The organism is Sphingomonas sp. HMP9 (assembly GCF_013374115.1).
Taxonomy (GTDB): domain Bacteria; phylum Pseudomonadota; class Alphaproteobacteria; order Sphingomonadales; family Sphingomonadaceae; genus Sphingomonas.
This window is the reverse complement of record NZ_AP022673.1, coordinates 373,013-398,375: the sequence shown is the minus strand read 5'-3', so window position 1 is coordinate 398,375 and position 25,363 is coordinate 373,013. Positions and strand designations below refer to the sequence as shown.

Sequence of the window (25,363 nt, the reverse complement as noted above, 5' to 3'; positions counted from 1 at the left end):
CTCGGTCCCGTCGTGGGTCACACGTCCATCGAATAATAGGCCGCGAACACGCGATCGCTGTACGGCCCGAACGGTTCGCAAGCGATGAACCCGGCATTTTCGTACAGCGCATGTGCCGCGGTGAAAGACGCCGCGGTTCCGGTTTCGAGGCTGATCCGCCGATACCCGCGGCCTCGGGCCTGAGCGATGACATGATCGAGTAGCATCCGTGCGACGCCGCGTCGCAGAGCGTTCGGCGCGGTCCGCATCGATTTCAGTTCGCCATGACGATCGTCGAGCTGCTTCAACGCCGCCATCCCGACCACCTGATCGCCGTCCCACGCCGACCAGACCGTCACCTGCGGATCGCGCAGCCCTGTCAGGTCTAGCGCAAGGACGCTACCCGGCGGTGAGTTTTCGTGCGCCGCGCGCAGATGCAGTTCGACCAGCGCGATAACCTCGGGGTTGGTCAGGTCGTCGCGAACGATCCGCCATCGGCTCGAAGTTGCGGTCAAGGCAGAACGTCATCAGCCTCGACGCCCCACAACCCACCGATCTGCACGAACCCCGCCTGCCCCTTCACATCCATCCGGCACCAGCCATTGCCGCACTGGCTCAGCCGCCCGACCACGCCCGGCGCCGCGCGCCAGAGCAACCGGCTTCCCGCATTGGGTTTCTCGCGCAACTCCACTGGCCCCGCCCCCTGCACCATTGCAGTCCGCGTCCCGCTTAGCAGGTTCGCCTGCATCCAGCCCTCGGTGCCGGCGGGATCGGCGATCTTGCGCCATTCCTTGAAGATGGCCACGACCTTGATCGGCAAATCCTGGCGCTGGTACAGCCAGCTGGCCGGATAGGTCCGCGCCGGGCCGGTCCGCATCCGCGCACGCGATGCCGAGATCGACGCGTAATAAGGCAGCGTGCGCTTCGTCGCGTCGGCCGCAGCCACCGGCTCGGGCACCAGCGCGGTGAAAACAAGGGCGGAAAGCGCTGCGGCGAGAATGCGCATGGTCATGTCCTAACTGGCGAGCCGCCGTCCTATCGCGACGAACTGCTTTCCTCAACCGAAGTTGACGGCCCGACGTTGACGCGCACGAATGGCTTCGCCAAGCCATCCGCATGACCGACACACGCCCCTGTCCGAACCCCAAGGTCGTCGTCACCCGCGAGCTGGCCGATACGCTGATGGATCGGATGGAGGCGCTGTTCGACACGCAGAACAACCGCGCCGACACCAAGCTCGACCGCGAGCAGCTCGCCACAGCGATGGCCGACTGCGACGTGTTCGTGCCGACCGTGACCGACGACATCGACGCTGCCCTGATCGCAGGCGCGGGCGACCGCCTGAAACTGATCGCGAACTACGGCGCGGGCGTGAATCATATCGACCTGAAAGCGGCGCGTGCGCGCGGGATCATCGTGACCAACACGCCGGGCGTCCTCACCGAGGACACCGCGGACATGACGATGGCGCTGATCCTGTCGGTCCCGCGCCGCCTTGCCGAGGGCGAGAAGCTGGTGAGATCGGGCCAATGGAAGGGGTGGAGCCCGGGCGGGATGCTCGGCCACCGGATTGGCGGCAAGGCGCTGGGGATCGTCGGCATGGGGCGGATCGGCCAGGCGGTCGCACTCAGGGCACGCGCGTTCGGGCTGACGATCCATTACCACAATCGACAGCAGCTTCCTACGGTGCGGGAGGCGCAGCTGGCCGCGACGTTCCATGCGTCGCTCGACGACATGCTCGCGGCGGTCGACATCGTCACGATCCACACGCCGCTCAATCCCGACAGCCGCGACCTGATCGACGCGCGCCGTATCGCGCTGATGCGGCCGCACGTGTACCTGATCAACGCGGCGCGCGGCGGGATCGTCGACGAGGCGGCACTGGTCGAGGCGCTGGAGAACGGGCGGCTGGCCGGCGCAGGGCTAGACGTCTGGGCGCATGAGCCCGCGATTGATCCTCGCCTGCTGGCGCTGCCCAACGTCGTGATGCTCCCGCACATGGGCTCTGCCACGCTCGAAGGCCGTATGGCGTCGGGTGAGCGCGTCATCCAGAATATCCGGATGTGGGCCGACGGGCATCGCCCGCCGGATCAGGTGCTCGACGGCTGGATCTAAAGCCGCAGAAACACGCCGCTTCACAATTTCGGAATTGATAAGGTGGCACCTGAGGCGAAGAGGACCCGGAACCGACGTGTCGCTTTCCTCCCCCTCCGGCTACCCGGTGCCAGCCCCCCCCCCCTTTGCGAGGGAGGATTGGGTTATGCCTAGACCGCGCGCATCCAGTGCGTCCGAGCGACCGTCCCGGTCAGCACCTTCGATCCGAACGCCTTGATGATCTTCGCGGCATCCGCGCTGTTCATTAACACGACTCGCGTTCCACCCGATGGCAGCGTCTCGATGGCGCTGATGATCGCATCATGCTTCTTGCACATCGCGACGACTTGCGGCTGTTCGACGCTGACGTTGACCGCGCGCGAGATCGGTACGACCGTATCGGTAGCCGACGTCACGATGTGGCTCCTGAGGTCATGATGGAAGAATAGATCGTCATGCGGCATTCCCGGCTTAGAGCGGGAGCGCAAAGCATCTCTCAGTCGCAGCCTGCCCGTACGAAGCGCCGCGATGCTTCGGCTATGCGCGCTATCGCCCAAAACGGCAATGCCAGAGGCGCCGCAGGCCGTAGATCGTTACGGGCGCACTCGCAGCAATGCGAGGCCGAAGCCGATGAAGATCGCACCGGTCACGCGGTCGAACGCGCGGCGTAGCGCCGGCCGCGTCAGCGACCTGGCGAGCGTCCGCCCGCCTGCCGCATAGACGCCGTACCAGACGCTTTCGACCACCGCGAAGGTGGCCACCAGGATCGCGAACTGCGGCGCTCGCGGCGATGCGCGGTCGACAAACTGCGGCAGGAACGCCGCGGCGAACAGCAACAGCTTCGGGTTACTGATCCCGATCGCGAACCCGCCCCGGAACAGGCGCCGGGCGGACCAGCTTTCCGGAAGCGCGTCGCTGCCGACATCGATCGGCGATCCCGCCCCGCGCCACGCCTTGATCCCGAGGAAGATCAGATATGCGACGCCCGCATAGCGCAGCGCGTCGAATACGCGCGGCCACGCAACCAGCAACGCGGAAACACCTGCCGCCGATGCCGCGAGGACAAGTACCAACGCAGTCAGGCACCCCGCCATCGCCGCGATGCTGCGTCGCGCGCCGAACGCGATGCTGCGCGTCATGATGTGCAGCATGTTCGGCCCCGGGGTCCCGCACAACAGGAACACCGCGACCACGAACAGCCACCATGCGTGTAACGTCATCTGCGCATCCCATGTCTGGAGGCCGACCTGTTCGCTGCTTCTCTTGTCGAAGCAAGGACTGCCGCATTCGAACGACAGCCCGCCCTGCGCCGTCCTCCCGCGAAGGCGGGAGGCAGTCTGGGTCCCCGCCTTCGCGGGGAAACAGTCTATCTTTGACTCCTGGGTATAATCGCCTGGCTGTTCGCCGTGGTTGAGCCAGAAGCAGTCGGACGGCGCACCTCAGGCACTAGCCCGATTGCACGACGCCCGCTCGCCTCAATCCCCCGTCAGGATTCGATCCACCAGCTGCCCGACGCTAGGTACGAACCCGTTCGAATAGAACGGATCCTTCTTGAAATTATACGCTGCATGGCCCGCGAACATCAGGTTCTGGTCGATGTCCCCGCCATGGGCGATGTCCTGCAACGTCTTCTGGATGCAGAAGCTGCGAGGATCGGCGAGACGCCCGGTCGAGTTGGTATCGGTATCTGCCCAGCTCGAGAACGAGCATTGCGACAGGCAGCCCATGCAGTCGGCCTGGTCCTTGCGAATCATGCCCTTCTCGGTCGGGCTGACGAACACCAGCGTGTTGTCGGGCGTCTTCAGCGCGTCGGTATAGCCCTCGCCGAACCACTGGCGTGCGCGCAGCAGGTCGTTGCGCGTGACCCAGAAATTCTTGCCCTTCACGCCGACGTCGAGTTGGAAGATGTGATCCCCCGCCTCCTGCGTCGAGAACGCGATCTGACGCTCGGAGCGTGCTTCCAGTGAACGCAGGAAGGGATTGCGCACCGCCGACGAATAGAAGCCGGTCGGCGAAAACTTGTGCAGCAGCACGTCGCCTTCCTCGATCTGCGTCAGCGCGTCCTTCCAATCCTGCGGGATTGGACTCTCGCGCGTCAGCAAAGGCCGCGTGCCGAACTGGAACGCGATCGTGCCGAGCTCCGGATTGTCGATCCAGTCGTTCCAGTCGCGGAGATACCAGACGCCGCCGGCCATCACGATCGGCACGGCATCGCTGATCCCACCTTCGCGCATCACGTCGCGCAGTTCCTTCACGCGCGGATACGGGTCCTGCGGCTTCAACGGGTCCTCAGCGTTAGACAAGCCGTTATGACCGCCTGCGAGCCAAGGATCCTCGTACACGACCGCGGCAAGCCACTCGGCTGCCTTCGAATAGGCGCGCTTCCACAGCGCGCGGAACGCGCGCCCAGAGCTAACAATCGGCAGATAGCTGACGCCGTAGGACGCGGTGATCTCGGACAGCTTGTACGGCATGCCGGCACCGCAAGTGACGCCCGCGACCTTGCCACGCGTCCGTTCGAGCACGCCGTGCAGGATCCGCTGCGCGCCGCCCATTTCCCACAGCACGTTGATGTTGATCGCGCCCTTACCGTCGGCGATCTCGTACGCGCGCTCGACCTGCTGGACCGCGCCCTCGATCGCGTACTGGACGAGTTCCTCGTGGCGGTCGCGCCGCGTGAGCGCCGCATAGACCTGCGGGATGATCTTGCCCTCGGGGTCATAGCTGTCGGCGTTGACCGCCGAGACGGTGCCGATGCCGCCAGCCGCAGCCCAGGCGCCGGCCGACGCGTGGTTGGTCGCGGCGACGCCCTTGCCGCCCTCAACCAGAGGCCAGACTTCCCGACCGTTATAGACGATAGGCTTCAGGCCCTTGAACACGACGTCACCTCTCCCGGAAAATACGGCCCCCTATATCGCAAGGACGCAGGGCGCGAGCAATATTACGACCTAGGTTAGCGCACCTGGTCTGTTCAGCGCATCTTCGTACAACGCGCGATACCGAGCGATCATAACCGCTTCGTCGAATTCGGCCCGTGCTTTAGCCTGGTTCGCGGCGCCGACGGACGCGCGCAATGCGGGATCGGCGACCAGCGCCTGCAACGCGTCGCGCAACCGAACTTCGTTGGCGAGATCGGTCACGAACGGCAGATTCTCCGCCGAAACCATGCGCTTGATGTCGCCAACAGGATAGCTCGCGACCGGCAAGCCAGCCGCCATCGCCTCGACCACCGAAATCGGAAACTGCTCGCTCCTCGACGACACGGCCAGCATGTCGAAATGGCCGATATAGCGGTAGGGGCGGTCGAGAAAGCCGGGCAACACCAGCTTGTCCGCCATCCCCATCGCGGCCGCGGCCTGAAGGATGTTCGCGCGCTCCGGCCCCTCACCGACGATGACGAGGCGCACCCGCCCCGAAACGCCGCCCACGGCGCGTACCAGCGCGGTGAGATCCTTCACGTCGCGCAAGCCCGCCAGCGCGCCGATCACTACCTCCTTGGCGTTGGGCGTGAAGCCTGGAATCGCTTTCGGCTCAGGCTTCTGCGCGTAATAGGCGGTGCCAATTCCATTGACGATCCGGTGCACGCGTTCGCGGGGTTGCTTCCACGTCTTCAGGGCAATGCCTTCGAGCACCTCGGACGGCACCGCCAGCGCATGCGCCGCACCCAGGGCAAGCCGGCGATAGATGTTACGCTCGATCTTGAGGCCACCCGCTTCGTCCGCGTTGAATCCATCCTCGTGGTGCACCAGCGGCGGCGCACCCTTGGCGAACGCCCGCCGCGCCATCGCCCCGTCGATCGCGCCCCAATTATACGTCAGCACCAGATCGAACCGCCGCATGTATTGTGCGATCGCCTCGTAGCGCTTGACCGACGGCTTGCCCGTCAGCGGCGGCGGGCTCTGCGCGATCTCGTAGCGAATGCCCTTCGCGATCGAGTCCCGCGCGCTCAGGGCGTCCGGTACGCCCGACACGATGGTATGTTTCGCGCGATCGCCGAACGCATTCATCAGCCGGACCGCCCGTGCCTCCTTGCCGCCAAGGTCGAACGAGGAGTGGAGGTGGAGTATGTTCACGGGAGCGGCCATGCCGAACGCGATGCCGATTTCTCCCTCGCCTTTCAAGGGTGTCATCCGCACCCGCGAAAAGGGTGTTCGACGAGACGGTTATCGAGTTTTCGAACGACTTCACCTGCCATCGGCCACTGCGCAGGGTCGAAACTTATTTCCGGTAAGAAGATCAGGCAGCTTCGCCGAATGCATTCGTTTCGGACCTCGACACTATCGATACGGACCAAGATCCGCGCGCTTTACTAGACATCAAAGGCTATTTGTCAGGTCCACGAAAAACGCAGGAAGGATACTGATCATGGCCAACTATGATTTTGACAGCAAAGCAATCGATAGCATACTCGATGCAGCGAGTGCGGACGCGGAAACACTTAAACTGTCGGCAGTAAGTCACGATACGGATATTTCCTCCGGCGGAAAGCTTGTCTTCGGAGCGACGTGCATTAGCGTGACCGTCCAGAACGGCAAGGTCTGCCTCAACCTGCCATTGGGCTTCGGCTCGGTCTGTCTACCGATCCCCGCGATCTTCCCGAGCGGTACCGCAGGCCAGGCCTGCATCGACATCTGCACGACATGGGGCGTGCCTACCGGGATCAAAGTCAGCGTGTCGATCGCCGGCCGGACGATCGTCCAGCAGACGTTCGGCTATTGCTGATCTGAGATGGCCCGGTCGACGCACGATAATGCGCCGACCGGGCCGCTTCAGCCTGCGAACACGTCCTTTGCGATATGCGTGATCCGGCAGGCCAGGTCCGCTTCCCCACTTGCGACCACGTAGAAGTCGCCGGCGTCGGCGATGCCCGTCGTGAAGACGACGTTGTCGAGGTACATGCTGTCCTTCAGCGGCTCGGTCAAAGCCGGGTTCGGTTCCAGCAGCGCGCTATGCTCGGTCGCGACCGTGAGCGACGGATCGTCCTTGTCGAGGATCGACCAGTAGGTCCGGTAGATGCCGACGACGCCCGATGGCTCGACGCCGTGCCACAGCGTCAGCCAGCCGCGATCGGTCAGGATCGGGGGCGCGCCGCCGCCCATCCGTGCGGTCGAAACGGTGGCGGCATGCGGCCGAATGCCGGGCTTGTCGTGCGGCTTCCAGTGCAGCGCATCGGGCGAGCGCGACAGGTTGATCGACGGCCCGCTTCGCCATTCGCTGCCCGGCGGATAGGCGAAATACAGATCGCCGAGCGGGCGGGTCTGCGCCCAATACTGCCCGTCGATCAGCCCTTCGAAGATCAGCATGTCCTTGTTCTGGTGATCGAGGACGATCCCCTCGAGCTGCCAGTCGAGCGCGTCGGCGGACGTGTACAGCGTCGTCGAATGCCGCTCCGGGCTGACCGAACAGGTGGTCATCAGATAGCGATCACCGACCTTCGAGATGCGCGCGTCCTCGACGCCGTAGCATTGGTACGCGGTGCGCGGGGCGATCGCCTTGTCGTAATGCACGTTAACGACGGAGCGCCCCTCGCCGTCGAGTTCGACCGGGAGCAGCCATGACAGCGAGGTCAGCGCCATGACCTTCCACCCGCCGCCGGGGATCAGGAATTTGCGTGGATCCTTGGTATCCACCATGTGTAACGGCCAGGCATCGCGCAGATACGCGCCGTCCTGCCAGCGGATCGCATGGACGTTGCCGTCCTTGATCGGCTGCTTCAACGCTTCCGCCACGCGCACCATCAGCAACAAATTGCCGTTCGCCAGCCGCGTCATGCCCGGATTGAACGCACCGAGCACATAGGTCTCGGCGCCGACCTTCCCCGCCAGCGGCGAGCGCGACAGGTCGATGTCGGCGGGGGTGAAGACGAGCTGGTCGAACATGCTATTCTCCTGGAGTTTTTCGTCAGTCCGCTGCCTGTTCCCGCGCGAAAGCGGGGGTACAGGAGCCACGAGCGCTGCGTCTCGCAACCCTGGGCTCCTGCCTTCGCGTAGAACGGGTTAAGGGTTACTCGCCCTCCAACGCTCGCGGGACGATGACGATCTGTTGGATCACCGTCCGCGTCGGCTGCGTCAGCAGAAACTCGACGCCTGCGCCGATATCCTCGCCGCGCAGCATCTGCTCCGCCTCGATCATCGCGCGCTGCTTGTCGTCGGGTACGTCGGGATATTGCATGTTCGAGCCGACCTTGCCCGGCTCGACCAGCGACACCCGGATACCCTTGGGCCCCAGCTCGCGCCGCAACGCCTCCGAAAAGCCGGCGATGCCCGACTTGATGCCAGCGTAGACAGTCGAACTCGGGCCGAGGATATGCGCGCTCAGCGAGCCGATCAGGACCATGTCGCCGATTGGCGCCATGCGGTGCGCGGCGTGGTGCGCGCTAAGCAGATAGGCGGTGAAATTGACTGCGATCGCGTAACGCAGTTCGTCCTCATCCATCTGCGTCAGCCCGCCCGCGGCGACCGCCGCGTTGATCACGGTAATGTCGAACCCGCCGAGCGCCGCCTCGCCCGCATCGAAGAACGCGCGGACCTTGTCGGGGTCGCCCAGTTCAGTGACCATACCGTCGCCCGTGCCGACCGCCCGGATCTGCGTCAGCGCGTCGTCCAGATGCCCCGCGTCGTGGCCGCAGATATAGACACTCACCCCCTGCCCCGCGAGCATGACCGCGATCGCCCGGCCGATCCCGGTCGTTCCCCCGGTGATGATCGCGCGGCGGCCCCTCAGGGGGCGTACGCTGGTATGAAGCTCGGCATGGTCGGTCATTCAATTTCCTGGTGCATCGGCGGAGTGCGCAGCATCCGGCGGGCTTAGGCGCGGATCGCCGCCCCCTCAAGCGCACGCGCCAGCAACTGGTCGATCGGCGCCTGCAGCATCGCCTCGCTCAGCGTCGGCGCATGGCCGACGCCCGGTACCGTCACCAGCTCGGCCTGATCCAGCGACGCCGCCATCCGCTCCGCCGTCGCCGCCGACAACAGGTCCGACCGGCCACCGCGGACGATCAGCGTGGGCACGTCGCGAAGCGAAGCCAGCGCCTGCCACATGTCGGGCCCCGCCTCGTCGCCCGGCACCCGGAACGGCTCGGCGATCTTCAGATCATAATCGAGCACGATCCGTCCCGAACTGTTCAGCCGGTACAATCGCTTGGCCATCGCCAGCCAGTCCTCGATCTGCCAGTCCGGATAGACGTCGCCGTTATTCTCCGCGACGCACCGCGCGGCGTGCATCCAGGTCGGGAAGACGCTCGCCTTGCCGACATAGCCGCGAATCCGCGACAGGCCCTGCGCGTCGATCTCCGGACCGACGTCGTTGAGCAGTGCCGCCGCCATCCGGCCTCTGGAGGGCCCTGCCATCAGCATCGTGACGATCCCGCCGAGCGACGTCCCGAACGCGATGTAGCGGTTGGCGCCGATCTCGGTCAGCAATGCCTCGACGTCCTGCACGTACGTCAGCGGCACGTACGTCATCGGCTCCTTGGCGTAGGCGCTCTCTCCCCGGCCACGAAAATCCACCGTGATCAGCCGCCAGCGCCCTGCCAGCCTTGCCGCCAGCGCATCGTAATCGCGCGCATTCCGGGTCAGCCCCGGCATGCAGATGATCGGTGGCTGGCCTTCCGCACCGCCCGGATAGTCCCGCGCGTGCAGTCTCAGCCCGTCGTTGGACCACCAATAGAGGTTTTCGTAAGCGGCCATGGTTGCGTCCTTCGGGTAGCGGCCACCATATCGCCGCATGCCCATCGACCCGCAAGTGTATCGCCCCGAAGCAAAGCTCCTCGACCTCGGCGACGGCTTCTTCGATCCCGTCGCGCCCGCCGATTTCCCCGAGACGAGCCTCCGCTTCCGCAACGACCGCGCCGCCGCTCAGATCGGCCTCGACGCGCTGAGCGACGAGGACTGGACCCGCCATTTCGGACGGTTCGCACCCCTGCCCGAGACGCTGCCGCAGCCGCTCGCGCTGCGCTACCACGGCCACCAGTTCCGCAGCTACAATCCCGATCTTGGCGACGGCCGCGGCTTCACCTTCGCCCAGATGCGCGACGACCGCGGTCGCCTGATGGACCTCGGCACCAAGGGTTCGGGCCAGACCCCGTGGAGCCGTGCCGGCGACGGTCGCCTCACGCTCAAGGGCGGCATGCGCGAGATCCTTGCGACCGAGATGCTGGAGGCGCTCAACGTGCCGACCTCGCGTACGCTGTCGCTGATCGAGACGGGCGAGGCGCTGCAGCGTGGCGACGAACCCAGCCCGACGCGCTCCGCCGTCCTGGTCCGGCTCAACCACAGCCATGTCCGCATCGGCAGCTTCCAGCGCCTCGCCTATGAGCGCGACGAAGCGGCGCTGCGCAAACTGGTCGGCTACACACTGCGCAACCTCTACGACGAGGACAGCGACGATCCGGTCCGCCTGCTCGAGCTCGTCGTCGCCCGCACCGCACGCCTCTCAGCACGCTACATGGCAGCGGGATTCGTCCACGGCGTGCTCAATTCGGACAATATTAACGTCACCGGCGAGAGCTTCGACTATGGCCCGTGGCGGTTTGCCCCGACGTGGGATCCGGCCTTCACCGCCGCCTATTTCGACCATCAGGGGCTCTACGCGTTCGGTCGCCAGCCCGAGGCGATCCACTGGGACGTGATGCAGCTTGCCGTCGCGCTCCGCCAGATCGCCGACAGCGATCCGCTGGTGGCCGCACTCGACACGTTCGGCCCCCGCTACCAATCCGAAGTGACCGAGGCGATCCTCTGGCGCCTTGGCGTCCGACCGCGCGATCCGGACACCGATCGCGACCTCGTCCAGGCCACCGAGCGCGCGCTGCGCACCTCGGGCGTCGGCATCGACCGGTTCTTCTTCGACGCCTTTGGCGGCATGCTGCCAGACACCTACGCAGAACCCTGGGCCGAGGTCCGCACTGCGCTCGGCGCCTACGAACCCCGTAAAGACCGATCGCACCCCTATTGGTCGGGCGAACCGTGCAGCATGCTGATCGAGGAGGTCGAAGCGATCTGGGCCCCGATCGCGGAGCACGACGACTGGACGATGCTAAACGCCAAGGTCGCCGCAATCCGCGCCATGGGCGAGGCGCTGGCCTGACTGCGGGGACGGTACGCGCCAACCGGCGTTGCTTGTCCTAGCCCTCCGTCACCTTCGGCGCCGCCTCCCCCTTGCCGGGGACGATCGTACGCCACCCTTTCACGGCCAGTGGAAACTTGCCGAAAATCAAGGCAAGAGCAGCGCCATGTCCGATGAGATCATTTCCCACGAACCGGCCACCGGCGCGGTCCTCTGGCGTCATCCGATCGGCGACGTCGATCTCGAAGTTGCGACTGCGCGTGCGGGCTGGTCGAGCTGGGCATCGAAGCCGCTCGCGTTCCGGATCGAGACGATGCGGCGCTTCGCCAATATCGTCCGCCAGCGCAACGACGCGTTCACCGACCTGATCGCACGCGAAACGGGCAAGCCGATCTGGGAAGCGCGCGGCGAGGTCGATACCGTCATCGCCAAGGTCGACATTTCGGTCAGCGCCTATGCCGATCGCACCGCGCAGCGCCGGCTGGAGGCGACGATGGGCTCGCGCATCGCCGTCCGCCACAAGCCGCACGGCGTGCTGGCCGTGCTCGGGCCGTATAATTTTCCCGCGCATCTGCCCAACGGGCACATCGTGCCGGCGCTGATCGCCGGCAATGCGGTCGTCTTCAAGCCGTCCGAAAAGACTCCCGCGGTCGGCGCGTTCCTCGTCGAATGTTTTCGCGCCGCCGGAGTCCCCGCCGAGTGCATCCGCCTCGTCATCGGCGGCCCGAACGAGGGCAAGGCACTCGCCGCGCATCCCGGTATCGACGGGCTGCTCTTCACCGGCTCGGCGCGCACCGGCCTCGCGCTCAACCGCGCGTTCGCGGAAAAGCCCGAGAAGATCCTCGCGCTCGAGATGGGCGGCAACAACCCGATCGTCGTCTGGGACACGCCCGACCTGCACACTGCGGCAGTGCTGATCATCCAGTCCGCCTTCACGACCGCAGGCCAGCGCTGCACCGCCGCGCGCCGGCTGATCGTCGACACGCGGCTCTACGATCCCCTGATCGCGACGCTGGACAAGATGGTGGGGCGGATCATCGTCGGCGAACCGCACGCGAACCCGGCGCCGTTCATGGGGCCGGTGATCGACAACGAGGCGGCGGACCAGCTCGGCGAGAGCTTCCTCGAACTGCTGACTCGCGGCGGGCGCGCGATCCGCCATCTCGAACGCCCGGTCGAGACACTGCCGTTCCTGAAGCCCGCGATTATCGACGTGACCGACATTGCCGACCGCCCCGACATCGAGCTGTTCGGCCCGATCCTGCAGGTCATCCGCGTCGACGATTTCGACGCCGCGATCGCGGAGGCAAACAACACGCGCTACGGCCTGTCCGCCTCGCTGATCAGTCAGACTCCGTCGCTGTACGACCGCTTCTGGGCGAATATCCGCGCGGGCATCGTTAACTGGAACAAGCCGACCAATGGTGCCTCCTCGGGTGCGCCTTTCGGTGGCATCGGCTGGTCGGGCAATCACCGGCCGAGCGCCTATTACGCGGCAGATTACTGTGCGTACCCAGTGGTCAGCAGCGAGTCCGAGAGCGCCCGCGCCAGCATCGGGATCGGCCTGGCTGACGGCTGACTACCGCGATCCTCCCCCGCTAGGGGGAGGTGGCGCGAAGCGACGGAAGGGGCGGACACGGAGCAGCGGTCGTCGCTTACCTCCCCCTCCGTCTGGCAAGAGCCAGCCAGCTCCCCCTGGCGGGAGAGGATCGTTGGGTCCGTCAGCCGGGCATGTCGATCGACACGGTCGGCAAAAGCAATCCTACCTCCCGCCAAAGCATCATTCGGTTGCGGCGCAGCGCGTTGCCGCCCATCTCCCGAGCATGGCAAGTCTCCTAGACCCAACCGCCCGCGGGCGCGTCATCCTCGTGGGCGCAGGCCCGGGCGATCCCGGGCTCCTCACCGTCCGCGCGGTCGAGGCGCTGAAGACCGCGGATGTCGTCGTGCATGACGGGCTGATCGACCCGCGCGTGCTCGACATCGCGCCGTCGTCGGCGCAGCGCATCTCGGTCGCCAAGCAGCGCGCCCGCCACACGCTGCCGCAGGAGGCGATCAACGCGCTGATCATCGCGCATGTGAAGACCGGCGCGATCGTCATTCGCCTCAAGGGCGGCGATCCGTTCGTGTTCGGTCGCGGTGGCGAGGAAGTCGAGGCGGTCCGCGCTGCCGGTCTGCCCGTCGAAGTGATCCCCGGCGTTTCGGCTGCACTCGGGTGCGCCGCCGAAGCGATGCTGCCGCTCACGCACCGCGACCATTCGAGCGCGGTCAGCTTCGTAGCCGGCCAGTGCAAGGGGCTGACCGAGCAGGACTGGTCTGGGCTCGCTGGCCAAGGCCGCACGCTGGTCATCTACATGGGCATCGCCACCGCGACCGAGATTGCCGACAAGCTCATGGCCGATGGCGTCGCGCCCGACATGCCTGTCGCCGTCCTCGAACGCGGTACGTTGCAAGGGAGCCGTGCGATCCGCACGCTGCTCGCCGATCTCGGCGCGATGGTGACGCGGGAGGCTGTCAAAAGCCCCGCGATCATCGTCGTCGGTGAAGTCGTCGAACTGTCGGATGCCGAAGACAAACTCGCCCGCTGGGCCCGCGTAGCAGAGGACGCCGCCGCATGAAGCTGTTGACCGGAAACGATCTTCCCACCGGCGACGTCGTCTGGTGGACCGGCTCTGGCTGGTCCCGCCACGTCGAGGACGCGACCGACGTCGGGGTGGCTGGCGAGGCGATCCTCCAGGCGGAGGAAGGCGCGCGCCGCGTCAACGTCCCCTATCTGATCGAGGCAACGCAGACCGACGAGGGTCCCCGCCCTGCGCACATCAAGGACCGCATCCGCGCGCTGGGCCCGACGATGCGACCCGATTTGACTCTCAAACCCGCCGACCCCGATGCCGGCAGCTGGGTGATCTGACATGTACAAATATGACGAATATGACCAGGCGATCGTCGACCAGCGCGTTGACGAGTTCCGCGATCAGGTCCGCCGCCGCCTCTCGGGCGAGCTGACCGAGGATCAGTTCAAGCCGCTGCGGCTGATGAACGGCCTGTACCTGCAGCTCCACGCGTACATGCTGCGCGTCGCGGTGCCGTACGGCACGCTCGACGGCCGGCAGATGCGGATGCTCGGCCATATCGCGCGCAAGTACGATCGTGGCTACGGGCATTTCACGACGCGGCAGAACATCCAGTTCAACTGGATCCAGCTCGATCAGACCCCGGACATCCTCCAGGAGCTGTCGACGGTCGAGATGCATGCCATCCAGACGTCGGGCAACTGCATCCGCAACATCAGTTCCGACCAGTTCGCCGGCGCCGCCGCGGACGAGGTCGCCGATCCGCGCCCCTGGGCCGAACTGATCCGCCAGTGGAGCACGTTCCACCCCGAATTCACCTACCTTCCGCGCAAGTTCAAGATCTGCGTGATCGCGGCGGATGAGGATCGCGCGGCGATGCGGCTGCACGACATCGGCATCGGTCTGCATGTCCGCGACGGTGAACTCGGCGCGAAGATCTATGTTGGCGGCGGCATGGGTCGTACGCCGATGATCAGCCACGAGATCCGCGATTTCGTCCCCGCCGACGACCTGATGAGCTATCTCGAGGCGTGCCTGCGCGTCTATAATCGCTACGGCCGCCGCGACAACATCTACAAGGCGCGAATCAAGATCCTGCTCCACGAGATCGGCCCCGACGACTATCGCCGTCAGGTCGAGGAGGAGTTCGCCGCGGTGAAGGGCCTCGGCCTCGATCCCCCGCGCGCCGAGCTCGAGCGGATCACGAGCCACTTCGGCGCGCCCGCGTTCGAGGAGAACGCATCCGCCGAGATCGACCGCGGCGATCCCGACTTCGCGGTCTGGCTCGACCAGAACGTGAAAGCCCACAAGCAGCCGGGCTATGCGATCGTCAACATCAGCCTGAAGCCCGTCGGCGGCATCCCCGGCGACGCGTCGGCCGATCAGATCGACGTGATGGCCGATCTCGGCACGCGCTACAGCTTCGACGAACTGCGTGTGACGCATGCGCAGAACATCGTCCTGCCGCATGTCCGCATCGCCGATCTGCACGCGGTGTGGTCGACGCTCAACGAGGCGGGTCTGGCCGAGGCCAATCTCGACCTGATCAGCGACATCATCGCCTGCCCCGGTCTCGATTATTGCAGCCTCGCCAATGCGCGCTCGATCCCGCTCGCACAGAAGATCGCGACGCGCTTCGGCAGCCTCGATCGTCAGCGCGACCTGGGTGAACTGAAGCTCAAGATCAGCGGCTGCATCAACGCCTGCGGGCATCACCATGCCGGGCACATCGGCATCCTCGGCGTCGACAAGAAGGGCACCGAGAATTACCAGCTCTCGCTCGGTGGCTCGGGCGCAGAGGATGTGAGCCTCGCCAAGATCACCGGACCCGGCTTCTCGGAGGACGGCGTTGTCGACGCGATCGAGCGCGTCACCGACCGCTATCTTGAGATCCGCGACCCCGGCGAGCGGTTCCTCGACACCTACCGCCGCGTCGGCTTCGAGACGTTCAAGGAGGCGATCTATGGTTGAGTATCCGGACCAGACGCTGCTGCGCTTCCGCGACGACGAGCCGCATGACGAGCCTGCGGTGACGCTCGACTCGTTCATCGGCCAGAGCAACGCGGCTGCCGTGCGGCTCGAGGCCGGCGACGACGCGCGCGCGCTGCTGCCGCAGATCGCCCAGCTCGCGCTGATCGAGGTGAGCTTCCCCGGCTACCGCGACGGTCGCGGCTATTCGTCCGCGCGGATCCTGCGCGAGGCGGGCTATACCGGTGAACTCCGCGCGCAGGGGGACGTACTCGTCGACCAGATTCCGCTGATGCGGCGCTGCGGTTTCGACAGCTTTGCGCCGCAAGCGCCGATCGACATCGACGTGCTGCGCGCGAGCCTTGAGCGGTACGACACGCCGTATCAGAAGGCGGCGGATGGCGCGGTGCCGGTGTGGAAGCTGCGCCATGGGTGAGCCCGCGCGCAAGCTCGACATGATCGACGTCACGCCGGCGTTCACGCGCACCGATGCGATGGTGATGCAGGAGCGTTTCGAAGGCGTGTCCGCGCAGGAAATGCTGTTCGAGTTGCTGGTCGGCGAGTTGCGCGGGCGGATCGCGGCGGTGTCGTCGTTCGGGGCTGAGTCGGCGGTACTCCTGCACATGGTCGCGCAGGTCGATGTCGACGTGCCCGTAGTCTTCACCAATACGCAGAAAATGTTCGGCGAGACCTTGGCGTACCGCGACGAGCTTTCCGAGAAGCTGGGACTGACCGACCTGCGCGTGTTCCGCCCCGACCCGCGTCTGCTCGCGATCAAGGACAAGACGGGGCTGCGCTGGTCCTACGATCCCGATGGCTGTTGCGACCTGCGCAAGGTCGAGCCGTTGCGGCGTGCACTGGCGCCGTTCGATGCGTGGATTTCGGGTCGGAAAGGCTTCCAGTCGGGTACTCGCACCGCGCTGCCCCGGTTCGAGGAGGATGAGGGCCGGCTGAAGATCAACCCGCTGGCGGATTGGGACAAGGCCAAGCTCGACGCCTATTTCGCTGAGCATCAGCTGCCGCGGCATCCGCTCGAGGCGCAGGGCTATCTCTCGATCGGCTGCGCTCCGTGCACCACGAAGGTGGCCCCTGGCGAAGATCCGCGTGCCGGCCGGTGGCGGAGCTTCGACAAGGTCGAATGCGGCATCCACGCGCCGACCGATTACGATCCGATGATCTGACTGCTCTCCCTCGCCCCTCCGGGGAGAGGGAGGGAGGAGCCGTAGGCGACGGAAGGGAGAGGGGTTGTTGGGATGCAACGTCCCTTGCCTCACTCCCCTCTCCCTTCCCACGGCCAAGCGGCCGCGGGCCCCTTCCCTCTCCCCGGAGGGGCGAGGGAAAAGGCGCTCAATAGTCCGCGAGATCCGAGAACTTCGTGATCGTTGGATCGAACTTCATCCGCACCTTGCCCGTCGCGCCGTGGCGCTGTTTGGCGATGATCAGCTCGGCCAGACCGTACACCCGCTCCATCTCCGCCGCCCATGACGCGTGGTCCTCGAAGATCTTCGAGCTGTCGCCTTCGGCTGGGCGCTTCGGCTCCTTCGACGCGACGTAATAATCCTCGCGGTAGACGAACCAGACCATGTCGGCGTCCTGCTCGATCGAGCCCGACTCGCGAAGATCCGAGAGCATGGGCGTCTTGTCCTCGCGCGATTCGACCGCGCGTGACAGCTGCGACAGCGCCAGTACGGGCACGTTGAGGTCCTTCGCCAGCGTCTTCAGCCCGCGCGAAATCTCGGAGATTTCCTGGACTCGGTTGCCATCCTTGCTCTTGCCCGAGCCAGACAGCAGCTGGAGATAGTCGACCACCACCAGCCCGATCTCGTTGTTGTGGCGACGCTGCAACCGGCGGACGCGCGTGTGCAGCGCGCCGATCGACAGACCGCCGGTGTCGTCAATGAACAGCGGCAGATTCTCCAGCTCAGCCGCCGCGGCCGCCAGCTGTGCGAACTCCGTCCGGCTGATCTTACCCATGCGGAGCGATTCGGAACTGATCTGCGACTGCTCGGCGAGAATACGCGTCGCCAGCTGATCCGCAGACATTTCCAGCGAGAAGAACGCGACCTTCGCGCCGACCGAATCTTTCGGCGCGATGCCGTCGGCCATGTCGCGCATCCAGCGCCGCGCGGCGTTGAACGCGATGTTGGTGGCGAGCGACGTCTTGCCCATGCCCGGACGGCCGGCGAGGATCATGAGATCGCTGTGATGCATGCCGCCGATCTTCGCGTTGATCGAATCGATACCCGTGGTCACGCCCGACAGATTGCCGCCCGAGTTCAGCGCACGCTCGGCCATCTTGACCGCCGCGGTCGTCGCCTGCGCGAACGACTTCACGGTATTCTCCGAGCCGCCATCCGCCGCGACCTTGAACAGCTCCTCTTCGGCCAGCTCGATCTGCGCACGCGGATTGACCTCTTCCGAGGTGTCCATCGCGCGGTCGACCAGCGTACGCCCGACCGACACAAGCGCGCGGAGCATCGCGAGGTCATAGATCTGCTGCGCGAACTGACGCGCACCGATCAGCCCGGCGCCGCTGCCCGTAAGCCCGGCGAGATACGCCGGGCCGCCAAGCTCGCGCATGCCCTCGTCCGCGTCGAACATCGGCCGCAGCGTCACCGGCGTCACCAGCATGTCGTTGCCGCGTAGCGTCTTGATCGCCGCGAAGATCCGCCCGTGGACGGGTTCAAAGAAATGCCCGGGCTCGAGCTTGTCGACCAGATCGTCGGCGAGCCGGTTGTCGATCATCATCGCGCCGAGCATCGCGGCCTCGGCCTCGACGTTGCGGGGAAGCTGCTGCGGCTCGGCCACAGCGGGAACGGGGAATGCGAGAGTTGCCATCCCCCGCACCTACGCGATGGACGGGTCCTCGTCCAAGCTGCTCGCGCCCGAATGCTGGGGATAAGTGACAGGTCGAATGCGCGCCGCTATCGAACTCGGATGGCCGACCCGCGGATCATCGACGTGCAACTCGACGAGACCAGTCTTGGCTGGCGCTCGCCCGACGTCGAGCAGGAACGGCGGATCGCGATCTTCGACCTGATCGAGGGGAATCGCTTCGCGCCGCAGCGTGCCTATGCCGACGGCTATGCAGGCCCCTACCGGATCAAGCTCCAGTCGGAGGAAGGACGCCTCGGCATCCATATCCACCGCGAGGACGACACGCATCTGGAGACCCTGGTGCTCGCGCTCGGGCGGTTCCGGCGGCCGATCCGTGATTATTTCGCGATCTGCGACAGCTACTATCAGGCGATCCGGCAATCTTCGCCTGCGCAGATCGAGACGGTCGACATGGCCCGCCGGGGCGTCCACAACGAAGCCGCAGAGCTGCTGAAAGAGCGGCTCGACGGCAAGATCGAGGTCGATTTCGACACCGCGCGACGGCTTTTCACGCTGATCTGCGTCCTCCACATCCGCAACTAGAAGACACATGGCTCACGGACTTTTGAAATTCGCGGCCGCGCTGGCCGCGACCGGCTTTGTCGGTATTTGTGGCTGGACCGCCGCGACCGGCTGGCGCCCCGACGTCAAGCAATACCCGCTCCAGGGCATCGACCTCACCGAAAATCCCGGCCCGGTTGAATGGGGCACGGTGCGCGCCAGCGGCGCCGACTTCGCCTATATGGTCGCAACCTCGGGCACCGACCGGCGCGATCCGGCGTTCGAGGCGAACTGGGCGGCGCTGCCCGAGGCCGGCCTGCGTCGCGGCGCGGTCCATGTCTATTCGCTTTGCCAGCGCGCGGACGAGCAGGCGAACGCGTTCAACACCTTCGTACCGCGGACGTCGGATGCGTTGCCGACCGCCGTCGACATCGCCTTCCACGACGATTGCACTGCGCGGCCGGAGCGCGCGACGCTGATCGCCGACATCGCGCAGTTCGTGACGATGGTCGAGACGCACACAAGGCAGCCGGTGATGCTGCGGATCAGCAAGGCCGTGGACACGCAATACACACTGTCGGACGCCGTCCCGCGGCCGCTATGGGCGGTGGAGAATGTCCTCAAGCCGGACTACACCGCGCGGCCGTGGCGGATGTGGCGTGCGAGCGATTTCCGCCGCATCGACGGGATCGAGGGACCGGTGAATTGGGACGTGGTGGCATCATGACTGAATACGCACTTCAACTCGTAGCCGCGGCGCGCGACGCCTCGCGTAACGCGCACGCGCCCTATTCGCGGTTTGCGGTCGGCGCGGCCGTGCTGCTCGACGACGGTACGTTTATCACTGGCGCCAACTTCGAGAATGCGAGCTACGGCCTGTCGCTCTGCGCGGAGACGGTCGCGATCGCCACCGCGAGCGCTGCGGGTCGGCTGCGCGATATCGTCGCGATCGGCGTGATCGGCGGCGCGATGGACGCCGAGGGTCGCGCGACGGGATCCTCCCCCGTCAGCCCGTGCGGTCGCTGCCGCCAGGTGATCAACGAGGCGGCGCAGATGGGGGGCCGCGACCTGCCGGTGCATTGCGGGGCTGCGGAAGGCGATGCGATCCGTACCTATGTCATATCCGAATTGCTGCCCGACGCGTTCGGCCCCGCCGATCTGGATATCCGCTAGTCCCGAGGCGGCTGCGACTGATAGAAGCCGCGGAACGTCTTACTGGGTTCGAGCGCCTGAGTCTGGCCGATGACGGTCTCGCCCGCCCCCATCACGAACACGCCGCCGGGCTTCATCGCCGCGCCAATCTTCGCGAAGACGTGCCGCTTGGTATCCGGGGACAGATACAACAGCACGTTGCGGCAAAGTACGAGGTCGTACTGACCAGGGGGCGGCGGGTCCGAGACCAGGTTCATGCGGCGAAACGCGATCAACGACAGCAGTTCAGGCTTGGCGACCCACTCGCTGCCCGTCGTGTCGAACCAGCGGATCATGCGACGCACCGGCAAACCGCGCTGAATCTCGAACTGCGAGAACCGGCCGGCACGTGCGCGCGCGATCACCGCGTCGGACACGTCGGTCGCGACGATCTCGGGCATCGGCGCGCCGCTCGTCTCCCGGCGCTCGGCAAACAGCATCGCCAGCGACAGGGGCTCCTGCCCGGTCGAACAGCCCGCACACCAGATGCGCACCCGACGGCTTTCGGACTCGGCCAGCGCGACCGCCTCGACCATCATGTCGAACACCTGCGCATCCCGGAAGAACGACGTTTCCTGATTGACCAGCGCGTCGACGATCCGGTCGCCGATCTGCCGGTCTCGGCCATCGAGCAACTGCGTCACGAGCTGGTCGAGGGTATCAAGGTTGCGGTCGCGCAACAGCGGCTTCAGCGCGGTGTCGAGCCGCCACGAGCGATAGGAGGCGATCTGCTGCCCGGTGCGGGCTTCGAGCAGCGCGGTGAGGACGTTGATCGCGGTCTGCGAGGGCGCGGTCGGCGTCATGGCCGGCGTCGCGTCGCAACGAGGCGGCCGATCGCATCGGGCGGCAACACGGCGTCGGCGCCGCCCGACGATGCGATCGCGCCCGGCATGCCCCAGACCACCGAACTCGCCTGGTCCTGCACGACGACGCAGCCACCGCGTTCGTGGACATGGCGCGCGCCCTCCGCACCGTCGCGCCCCATGCCGCTGAGGACGATTGCGAGCATCCGCGCACCATAGACATCCGCCATCGACGCAAGCATCGGATCGACCGAGGGCAGGCAGCCGCTGGCGGCCGGGTCATGGGTGAGACGGAACGCCGCGCCGCCGTCGGAAAGCTTGACGCATTTGAGGTGTGCGTCACCCGGCGCGATGATGATCCGTCCAGGCCGAACCCGCAGTCGGTCGATCGCGACCTCGCACGGCCGCCCGGCGAGCAGCGCGATCTGCGCCGCGAAATAGGGCATGAACGATGCCGGCAGATGCTGGGTGATGACGATCGGCAGGCGTAAGCCCGTGGGCAACGCGGCGAACAGCTGGCTCAGCGCGTGGATGCCGCCGGTCGACGCGCCGATCGCGACGATGTCATAGTCCTCGCTACTGGGCTTGACGGCGATCGGGCGCGCCGCGGCCGGTCGCTCGGCTGGCGCGCGGATCACGACGGCGGGCGGCAGGTGCGCGGCATTCTCGGAGAGCCGTTCAAGCTTGGTCACGAGCGCCGCGCCGAACTGTCCCGACAACGCACTCGCGACGGGTTTGACCAGAGTCTCCGCCGCACCGAGCGCCAGCGCCTGCACGGTCGCAGCGCCGCCGTCATCGGCCGAGGACGACACGATCAGCACCTTCGCCCCCCTTCCCGCAGCGATCAGGCCTGGTAGCGCGGTCAGCCCATCGACGCCGGGCATTGCGATATCGAGCAGGATGAATTCGACCGTCGTGCGACCGAGAAACTCCAGCGCCGCGTTCGCGGTACCAACCGCCCCGACCACCGAGAAGCGGTCGCTTGCATCGATCAAGCGCGATATCACCGCACGGGCCACCACAGAATCGTCCACGATGAGCACCCGTGCCGTATCGGCGATGTCGCGGTTCGCGGCCCGCGCACGCAGCGCCTTCAGCGACGAAGGGGGGGAGCTACTCGCCACGATCGGAACCGGATCAGGCCATGCCGACGATCTGGAGCTTCGATTCAAGCGTATCGCGATCGAACGGCTTCATGACATATTCGTCCGCCCCCGCCTCGATCGCCGCGCGGATATAGGCCATCCCGTTCTCGGTAGTGCAGAACACGACCTTGGGGCGGCGCGGCACGTCCGCCTCGCGCAGCGCGCGGAGAAAATCCATCCCGCTCATCACCGGCATGTTCCAGTCGAGCAGGATCACGTCGGGGATCGACGCCATGCACGCCGCCAGCGCCTCTCGCCCGTCGCACGCCTCGGCGACGGTAAAATCGAGCGTCTCGAGGATGTGACGCGCGACCTTGCGGATCACCTTTGAATCATCGACGACGAGACAGGTCTTCATGGAAAGCCTTCCAGGGGAAATCGTGGAGCCGGTCTACCCGCCAAAGCGTAAGCACCGGGTTAAGCTACGAGAATATCAGGCAGCCACACCGGGCGCCGGAATGAGCGCGGCGAGATCCAGGATCAGCAACGGCTCGCCGTCGCGTTCGACGAGACCACAGCCGACAGCTGCCCAGCCACCGTGCAGCGCGAGCCCCGACGACAACGGCAACCGCACGAACGGTGCGACATCCTCCACCGAATCGACCAGGATCGCATAGTGATGACCCTCGACCACGGTGATCACTGCGCGCCGCACGCTATCGGGTGTCCGTGTGAGGCCGAGTGCAGTGCCGGTGTCGACCACCGTCACGACCCGGCTACGCAACGCCGCCAGCCCGCGAACGAACGCCTCCGCGCGAGGCACCGCGACGATCTCGCCGATATCGACGACCGAATCGACCTGCGCTGCGGCGATCGCGACGCCGCGGCCGGCGATATGCGCCACCAGAAACAGATCGGTCATCGTGCCCTCCGCGCCGCCAGGGCTGCGATCAGCGCGGGCCGATCGTATCGATAGATGCTGGCATCGTCCGCCCCGTCGGCGCTTCTGGAGCGCCGCAAGGTCACCACGGGCGCAAGCGTCTCGCGCGGTGGCGCATCCTCCATCGCAAGCGCCACCGCGGCCGTCTCGCCGTGCGCCAGCGACGTGACGCAGCGATAGCCGGACGCCTCCAGCGCGGGCTTGAGGAACGTCTCCATCCAGCCCGAGCCGTCGACCTGCAATAGGCATACCGGCGGGGACGCGATCGTGACGGGCTGGCCGGCGAAGAGCGCATGCGGATCGACCAGCTCGACCTGCTCGCCGGCGATCAGGACGACGCCCGCGATCGGCCCGGCGCCACGCGCTGGTGCAATCTCTACGGGCAGTTCAACGATCTCGATCGCCTCGGCGATGGCATAGGCCATTTCGCTTTCGCCATCGGTAAGGCGCAACACCGCGACTTCGGCCCGCGAGGCGAAATCGCCGACCGCGTAAAGGGGAATGATCGCATCGCCGATCGACAACCGCATCGCGCCTGCCGCCCAGCGGATCGCTTCGGTCGACACCGGCTCGACACGGTCGATGACGGCCAGGGCGATCGCGCGACGCTGGCCATCGAGGTCGTCGAACAGCAACGCCGGCACTCTTGGCACGACCTGTTCGTCGACCGCCGCATCGACGGCTGCGATCGGGGCGAATCGAAGCCCCGCAACCGCCGCGATCCCGGATGCATCGAGCAGCAGCATTGGCAAGCCATTGTCCGGCAATGTCTTGCCCGCATAGACGCCGGTCGCCATCACCGCGGGCGACGCAGGCTTCACGACCAGTTCCTCGGTATCGAGCACGGTATCGACGCCGAGCGCATAGTCGCCCTCGCGCGTCGACACGATCACCAGCATCGGCGGCGCGTCCGTGGTCAGCGCGAAGAGTTCCCCGAGCGAAACCAGCGGCATCCGCTTGCTGCGTACCGTCGCCGTCGCCGCGTCGCCGATCATGTCGAGCCGGACCTGATCGCCGCGCACCATGACGATCTCCTCGATCGCCTGTCGCGGCAGGGCAAAGCGTTGCGTGCCGACGCCGACGATGATCGTCGACAAGATCGACAGCGTCAGCGGCACGTTGATGACGATCCGCAAGCCGCGCCCAGGATCGTTGACCAGCACGATGCGGCCGCCGATCTGTTCGATGTTCGCGCGCACCACGTCCATGCCGACACCGCGGCCCGACGTCGCGGTCACGGTATCGCGGCTCGACAGGCCCGGCGCGAAGATCAGCTGAAGCCGCGACGCCTCGCTCATCGCCGCCAGCTCGGTCGGCGTGTGCAATTTCTTTTCGGCGGCCTTGGCGACGATCCGCGCGACGTCGACACCTTGTCCGTCGTCGCTCACCTCGATCAGGATCTGGTTGCCCGACTGGCGCGCGGACACGACCAGCCGGCCTGCCTCCGGCTTGCCTGCCGCGCGGCGTGTCATCGGCGTCTCGATGCCGTGATCGATACAATTGCGGATGATATGGACGAGCGGATCGCGCATCAGCTCGATCATCTCGCGGTCGAGCTCGACATCTGCGCCCTCGATCACGAGGTTGACCGCCTTGCACAGCTCCGCGCTGGTATCGCGCACCATCCGCGGCAGCGCGGAGAATAGCGCATCGACCTTCTGCATCCGCGTGCGCGTGACGGTGTCGCGCATGTCGGCGACGGTCACCGACAGCCGTTCCAGCGCCGCCTCGACCTTGGGATCGACATCGCTGTCGCGCAGCTGCCGGGCGAGCTCGTTGCGCGCGAGCACCATCTCGGACATGCCGCTCATCATGTGATCGAGCAGGTCGACGTTGAGCCGGACGCTGCGACTGGCGCTGCGCCCCACCGGCGCGACGGTAGCGGGCGCCAGGGGCTGCGCGTCCGGGGCGAGCGCGGCGATCAATGCAGGCTCACCCGACTCGTCCAGCGTCGTGTCGGACTCGATCGCATCGACGAGTTGGGCGATCCGGTCGACGATGCCGAGTACCGCGGTGACAAGCGCAGTATCCGGCGTCCGCTTGCCGTCGCGTACGGCGGCCAGCACGTCCTCCGCAGCATGGCTCAGCCGCGCGAGCCGAGGCAGATCGAGAAAACCGCAGCTTCCCTTGACGGTGTGAACGAAGCGGAAGATCGCGTCGAGGCGGGCGCCGTCGGCTGGGGCAAGTTCCCACGCGACGATCTCGCCGGAGATCGCCTCCAGCGTTTCGCGCGTCTCGGCAATGAATTCCTGTAACAGATCGTCCATGCGAGCCCCGCGTTCGAGGACCTGT

Annotated in this window: 27 protein-coding genes; 12 read left to right on the top strand and 15 right to left on the bottom strand. The window is 66.2% G+C overall.

The window, feature by feature from the left end:
* Window positions 1-17: 17 nt before the first annotated feature.
* Together HMP09_RS01920 and HMP09_RS01915 are read right to left on the bottom strand one after the other, a co-directional pair.
* Window positions 18-494 carry a GNAT family N-acetyltransferase gene (locus HMP09_RS01920; protein ID WP_176498956.1) on the bottom strand — a complete coding sequence of 159 codons (477 nt, stop codon included), beginning with the start codon at window positions 492-494 and terminating at the stop codon, window positions 18-20.
* Window positions 491-991 (bottom strand): SH3 domain-containing protein, encoded by a 501-nt coding sequence (locus tag HMP09_RS01915; RefSeq protein WP_176498955.1) that lies wholly within the window; start codon window positions 989-991, stop codon window positions 491-493. The genes HMP09_RS01920 and HMP09_RS01915 overlap by 4 nt, the downstream gene beginning before the upstream one ends.
* Window positions 992-1,095: 104 nt before the next feature.
* Here HMP09_RS01915 and HMP09_RS01910 point away from each other — a divergent pair, with 104 nt between their 5' ends.
* The gene (locus HMP09_RS01910) at window positions 1,096-2,094 is read left to right on the top strand and encodes a 2-hydroxyacid dehydrogenase (RefSeq protein WP_176498954.1); all 999 of its coding nucleotides are present in this window, start codon (window positions 1,096-1,098) and stop codon (window positions 2,092-2,094) included.
* A 149-nt stretch (window positions 2,095-2,243) separates the two neighbouring features.
* Here the strand turns inward: HMP09_RS01910 and HMP09_RS01905 are convergent, their stop codons facing one another.
* The 4 genes from HMP09_RS01905 to HMP09_RS01890 all read right to left on the bottom strand — a co-directional run bounded on the left by HMP09_RS01905 (window position 2,244) and on the right by HMP09_RS01890 (window position 6,158).
* Entirely contained in the window at window positions 2,244-2,489 is a 246-nt protein-coding gene (locus HMP09_RS01905) for a hypothetical protein (RefSeq protein WP_232090542.1), read from the bottom strand.
* 177 nt (window positions 2,490-2,666) lie between these two features.
* Window positions 2,667-3,293 (bottom strand): LysE family translocator, encoded by a 627-nt coding sequence (locus HMP09_RS01900; protein WP_176498953.1) that lies wholly within the window; start codon window positions 3,291-3,293, stop codon window positions 2,667-2,669.
* 255 nt (window positions 3,294-3,548) lie between these two features.
* Window positions 3,549-4,952: an NAD(P)H-dependent flavin oxidoreductase gene (locus HMP09_RS01895; protein ID WP_176498952.1), complete on the bottom strand. Its 1,404-nt coding sequence runs from the start codon at window positions 4,950-4,952 to the stop codon at window positions 3,549-3,551.
* Between the two features lie 69 nt (window positions 4,953-5,021).
* Entirely contained in the window at window positions 5,022-6,158 is a 1,137-nt protein-coding gene (locus tag HMP09_RS01890; protein WP_176501513.1) for a glycosyltransferase, read from the bottom strand.
* Between the two features lie 430 nt (window positions 6,159-6,588).
* Between HMP09_RS01890 and HMP09_RS18310 the strand changes: the two genes are divergently transcribed.
* A complete protein-coding gene (locus HMP09_RS18310; RefSeq protein WP_232090541.1) occupies window positions 6,589-6,795 on the top strand; it encodes a hypothetical protein in 207 nt (68 codons plus the stop codon).
* Between the two features lie 47 nt (window positions 6,796-6,842).
* On the opposite strand, the gene HMP09_RS01880 is transcribed toward HMP09_RS18310, so the two are convergent.
* From HMP09_RS01880 to HMP09_RS01870, 3 genes are all read right to left on the bottom strand, one after another.
* Complete coding sequence (locus HMP09_RS01880) at window positions 6,843-7,952, bottom strand: glycosidase (RefSeq protein WP_176498950.1); 1,110 nt, start codon at window positions 7,950-7,952, stop codon at window positions 6,843-6,845.
* 124 nt (window positions 7,953-8,076) lie between these two features.
* Window positions 8,077-8,835 (bottom strand): SDR family oxidoreductase, encoded by a 759-nt coding sequence (locus HMP09_RS01875; RefSeq protein ID WP_176498949.1) that lies wholly within the window; start codon window positions 8,833-8,835, stop codon window positions 8,077-8,079.
* Window positions 8,836-8,879: 44 nt separating this feature from the next.
* A complete protein-coding gene (locus HMP09_RS01870; RefSeq protein ID WP_176498948.1) occupies window positions 8,880-9,761 on the bottom strand; it encodes an alpha/beta fold hydrolase in 882 nt (293 codons plus the stop codon).
* 37 nt (window positions 9,762-9,798) lie between these two features.
* Here HMP09_RS01870 and HMP09_RS01865 point away from each other — a divergent pair, with 37 nt between their 5' ends.
* From HMP09_RS01865 to HMP09_RS01835, 7 genes are all read left to right on the top strand, one after another.
* Window positions 9,799-11,157 carry a protein adenylyltransferase SelO family protein gene (locus HMP09_RS01865; RefSeq protein WP_176498947.1) on the top strand — a complete coding sequence of 453 codons (1,359 nt, stop codon included), beginning with the start codon at window positions 9,799-9,801 and terminating at the stop codon, window positions 11,155-11,157.
* Window positions 11,158-11,302: 145 nt separating this feature from the next.
* The gene (gene astD / locus HMP09_RS01860) at window positions 11,303-12,715 is read left to right on the top strand and encodes a succinylglutamate-semialdehyde dehydrogenase (protein WP_176498946.1); all 1,413 of its coding nucleotides are present in this window, start codon (window positions 11,303-11,305) and stop codon (window positions 12,713-12,715) included.
* Window positions 12,716-12,959: 244 nt separating this feature from the next.
* On the top strand, window positions 12,960-13,751 hold the full coding sequence (gene cobA, locus HMP09_RS01855; protein ID WP_176498945.1) for a uroporphyrinogen-III C-methyltransferase: 792 nt from the start codon (window positions 12,960-12,962) through the stop codon (window positions 13,749-13,751).
* Complete coding sequence (locus HMP09_RS01850; RefSeq protein WP_176498944.1) at window positions 13,748-14,044, top strand: DUF2849 domain-containing protein; 297 nt, start codon at window positions 13,748-13,750, stop codon at window positions 14,042-14,044. Before cobA ends, HMP09_RS01850 begins: the two co-directional genes overlap by 4 nt.
* A 1-nt stretch (window position 14,045) precedes the next feature.
* A complete protein-coding gene (locus HMP09_RS01845; protein WP_176498943.1) occupies window positions 14,046-15,677 on the top strand; it encodes a nitrite/sulfite reductase in 1,632 nt (543 codons plus the stop codon).
* The gene (locus HMP09_RS01840) at window positions 15,670-16,110 is read left to right on the top strand and encodes a DUF934 domain-containing protein (RefSeq protein ID WP_176498942.1); all 441 of its coding nucleotides are present in this window, start codon (window positions 15,670-15,672) and stop codon (window positions 16,108-16,110) included. Before HMP09_RS01845 ends, HMP09_RS01840 begins: the two co-directional genes overlap by 8 nt.
* Window positions 16,103-16,855, top strand: a complete 753-nt coding sequence (locus HMP09_RS01835) for a phosphoadenylyl-sulfate reductase (protein ID WP_176498941.1) — start codon at window positions 16,103-16,105, stop codon at window positions 16,853-16,855. Before HMP09_RS01840 ends, HMP09_RS01835 begins: the two co-directional genes overlap by 8 nt.
* Window positions 16,856-17,021: 166 nt before the next feature.
* Here HMP09_RS01835 and HMP09_RS01830 read toward each other — a convergent pair whose 3' ends face one another.
* The gene (locus tag HMP09_RS01830; RefSeq protein ID WP_176498940.1) at window positions 17,022-18,512 is read right to left on the bottom strand and encodes a replicative DNA helicase; all 1,491 of its coding nucleotides are present in this window, start codon (window positions 18,510-18,512) and stop codon (window positions 17,022-17,024) included.
* A gap of 99 nt (window positions 18,513-18,611) precedes the next feature.
* On the opposite strand from HMP09_RS01830, the gene HMP09_RS01825 reads away from it, so the two are divergent.
* The 3 genes from HMP09_RS01825 to cdd are packed head-to-tail and all read left to right on the top strand — an operon-like array spanning window position 18,612 to window position 20,225.
* Entirely contained in the window at window positions 18,612-19,094 is a 483-nt protein-coding gene (locus tag HMP09_RS01825) for a UPF0262 family protein (RefSeq protein WP_176498939.1), read from the top strand.
* A 7-nt stretch (window positions 19,095-19,101) separates the two neighbouring features.
* Complete coding sequence (locus tag HMP09_RS01820; protein ID WP_176498938.1) at window positions 19,102-19,779, top strand: glycoside hydrolase family 25 protein; 678 nt, start codon at window positions 19,102-19,104, stop codon at window positions 19,777-19,779.
* A complete protein-coding gene (gene cdd / locus HMP09_RS01815; RefSeq protein WP_176498937.1) occupies window positions 19,776-20,225 on the top strand; it encodes a cytidine deaminase in 450 nt (149 codons plus the stop codon). The genes HMP09_RS01820 and cdd overlap by 4 nt, the downstream gene beginning before the upstream one ends.
* Here the strand turns inward: cdd and HMP09_RS01810 are convergent.
* The 5 genes from HMP09_RS01810 to HMP09_RS01790 all read right to left on the bottom strand — a co-directional run bounded on the left by HMP09_RS01810 (window position 20,222) and on the right by HMP09_RS01790 (window position 25,338).
* Entirely contained in the window at window positions 20,222-21,046 is an 825-nt protein-coding gene (locus HMP09_RS01810) for a CheR family methyltransferase (protein ID WP_176498936.1), read from the bottom strand. The two genes, cdd and HMP09_RS01810, sit on opposite strands and share 4 nt — an antisense overlap.
* Complete coding sequence (locus HMP09_RS01805; RefSeq protein WP_176501512.1) at window positions 21,043-22,089, bottom strand: chemotaxis protein CheB; 1,047 nt, start codon at window positions 22,087-22,089, stop codon at window positions 21,043-21,045. The genes HMP09_RS01810 and HMP09_RS01805 overlap by 4 nt, the downstream gene beginning before the upstream one ends.
* Before the next feature lie 94 nt (window positions 22,090-22,183).
* Window positions 22,184-22,549, bottom strand: a complete 366-nt coding sequence (locus HMP09_RS01800; protein ID WP_176498935.1) for a response regulator — start codon at window positions 22,547-22,549, stop codon at window positions 22,184-22,186.
* A 75-nt stretch (window positions 22,550-22,624) separates the two neighbouring features.
* Window positions 22,625-23,053: a chemotaxis protein CheW gene (locus tag HMP09_RS01795; protein ID WP_176498934.1), complete on the bottom strand. Its 429-nt coding sequence runs from the start codon at window positions 23,051-23,053 to the stop codon at window positions 22,625-22,627.
* Window positions 23,050-25,338, bottom strand: a complete 2,289-nt coding sequence (locus tag HMP09_RS01790; protein WP_176498933.1) for a chemotaxis protein CheA — start codon at window positions 25,336-25,338, stop codon at window positions 23,050-23,052. Before HMP09_RS01790 ends, HMP09_RS01795 begins: the two co-directional genes overlap by 4 nt.
* Window positions 25,339-25,363: the final 25 nt, after the last annotated feature.

Bases quoted from the DNA above. Each gene is read 5' to 3' on its own strand.
- HMP09_RS01810 (WP_176498936.1), bottom strand. From the start codon at position 21,046: ATGACGCCGACCGCGCCCTCGCAGACCGCGATCAACGTCCTCACCGCG.
- HMP09_RS01910 (WP_176498954.1), top strand. From the start codon at position 1,096: ATGACCGACACACGCCCCTGTCCGAACCCCAAGGTCGTCGTCACCCGC.
- HMP09_RS01880 (WP_176498950.1), bottom strand. From the start codon at position 7,952: ATGTTCGACCAGCTCGTCTTCACCCCCGCCGACATCGACCTGTCGCGC.
- HMP09_RS01845 (WP_176498943.1), top strand. From the start codon at position 14,046: ATGTACAAATATGACGAATATGACCAGGCGATCGTCGACCAGCGCGTT.
- HMP09_RS01870 (WP_176498948.1), bottom strand. From the start codon at position 9,761: ATGGCCGCTTACGAAAACCTCTATTGGTGGTCCAACGACGGGCTGAGA.
- HMP09_RS01840 (WP_176498942.1), top strand. From the start codon at position 15,670: ATGGTTGAGTATCCGGACCAGACGCTGCTGCGCTTCCGCGACGACGAG.
- cdd (WP_176498937.1), top strand. From the start codon at position 19,776: ATGACTGAATACGCACTTCAACTCGTAGCCGCGGCGCGCGACGCCTCG.
- HMP09_RS01865 (WP_176498947.1), top strand. From the start codon at position 9,799: ATGCCCATCGACCCGCAAGTGTATCGCCCCGAAGCAAAGCTCCTCGAC.
- HMP09_RS01820 (WP_176498938.1), top strand. From the start codon at position 19,102: ATGGCTCACGGACTTTTGAAATTCGCGGCCGCGCTGGCCGCGACCGGC.
- HMP09_RS01830 (WP_176498940.1), bottom strand. From the start codon at position 18,512: ATGGCAACTCTCGCATTCCCCGTTCCCGCTGTGGCCGAGCCGCAGCAG.
- HMP09_RS01915 (WP_176498955.1), bottom strand. From the start codon at position 991: ATGACCATGCGCATTCTCGCCGCAGCGCTTTCCGCCCTTGTTTTCACC.
- HMP09_RS01890 (WP_176501513.1), bottom strand. From the start codon at position 6,158: ATGGCCGCTCCCGTGAACATACTCCACCTCCACTCCTCGTTCGACCTT.
- HMP09_RS01825 (WP_176498939.1), top strand. From the start codon at position 18,612: ATGGCCGACCCGCGGATCATCGACGTGCAACTCGACGAGACCAGTCTT.
- HMP09_RS01795 (WP_176498934.1), bottom strand. From the start codon at position 23,053: ATGACCGATCTGTTTCTGGTGGCGCATATCGCCGGCCGCGGCGTCGCG.
- HMP09_RS01900 (WP_176498953.1), bottom strand. From the start codon at position 3,293: ATGACGTTACACGCATGGTGGCTGTTCGTGGTCGCGGTGTTCCTGTTG.
- HMP09_RS01790 (WP_176498933.1), bottom strand. From the start codon at position 25,338: ATGGACGATCTGTTACAGGAATTCATTGCCGAGACGCGCGAAACGCTG.
- HMP09_RS01850 (WP_176498944.1), top strand. From the start codon at position 13,748: ATGAAGCTGTTGACCGGAAACGATCTTCCCACCGGCGACGTCGTCTGG.
- astD (WP_176498946.1), top strand. From the start codon at position 11,303: ATGTCCGATGAGATCATTTCCCACGAACCGGCCACCGGCGCGGTCCTC.
- cobA (WP_176498945.1), top strand. From the start codon at position 12,960: ATGGCAAGTCTCCTAGACCCAACCGCCCGCGGGCGCGTCATCCTCGTG.
- HMP09_RS01875 (WP_176498949.1), bottom strand. From the start codon at position 8,835: ATGACCGACCATGCCGAGCTTCATACCAGCGTACGCCCCCTGAGGGGC.
- HMP09_RS01800 (WP_176498935.1), bottom strand. From the start codon at position 22,549: ATGAAGACCTGTCTCGTCGTCGATGATTCAAAGGTGATCCGCAAGGTC.
- HMP09_RS01835 (WP_176498941.1), top strand. From the start codon at position 16,103: ATGGGTGAGCCCGCGCGCAAGCTCGACATGATCGACGTCACGCCGGCG.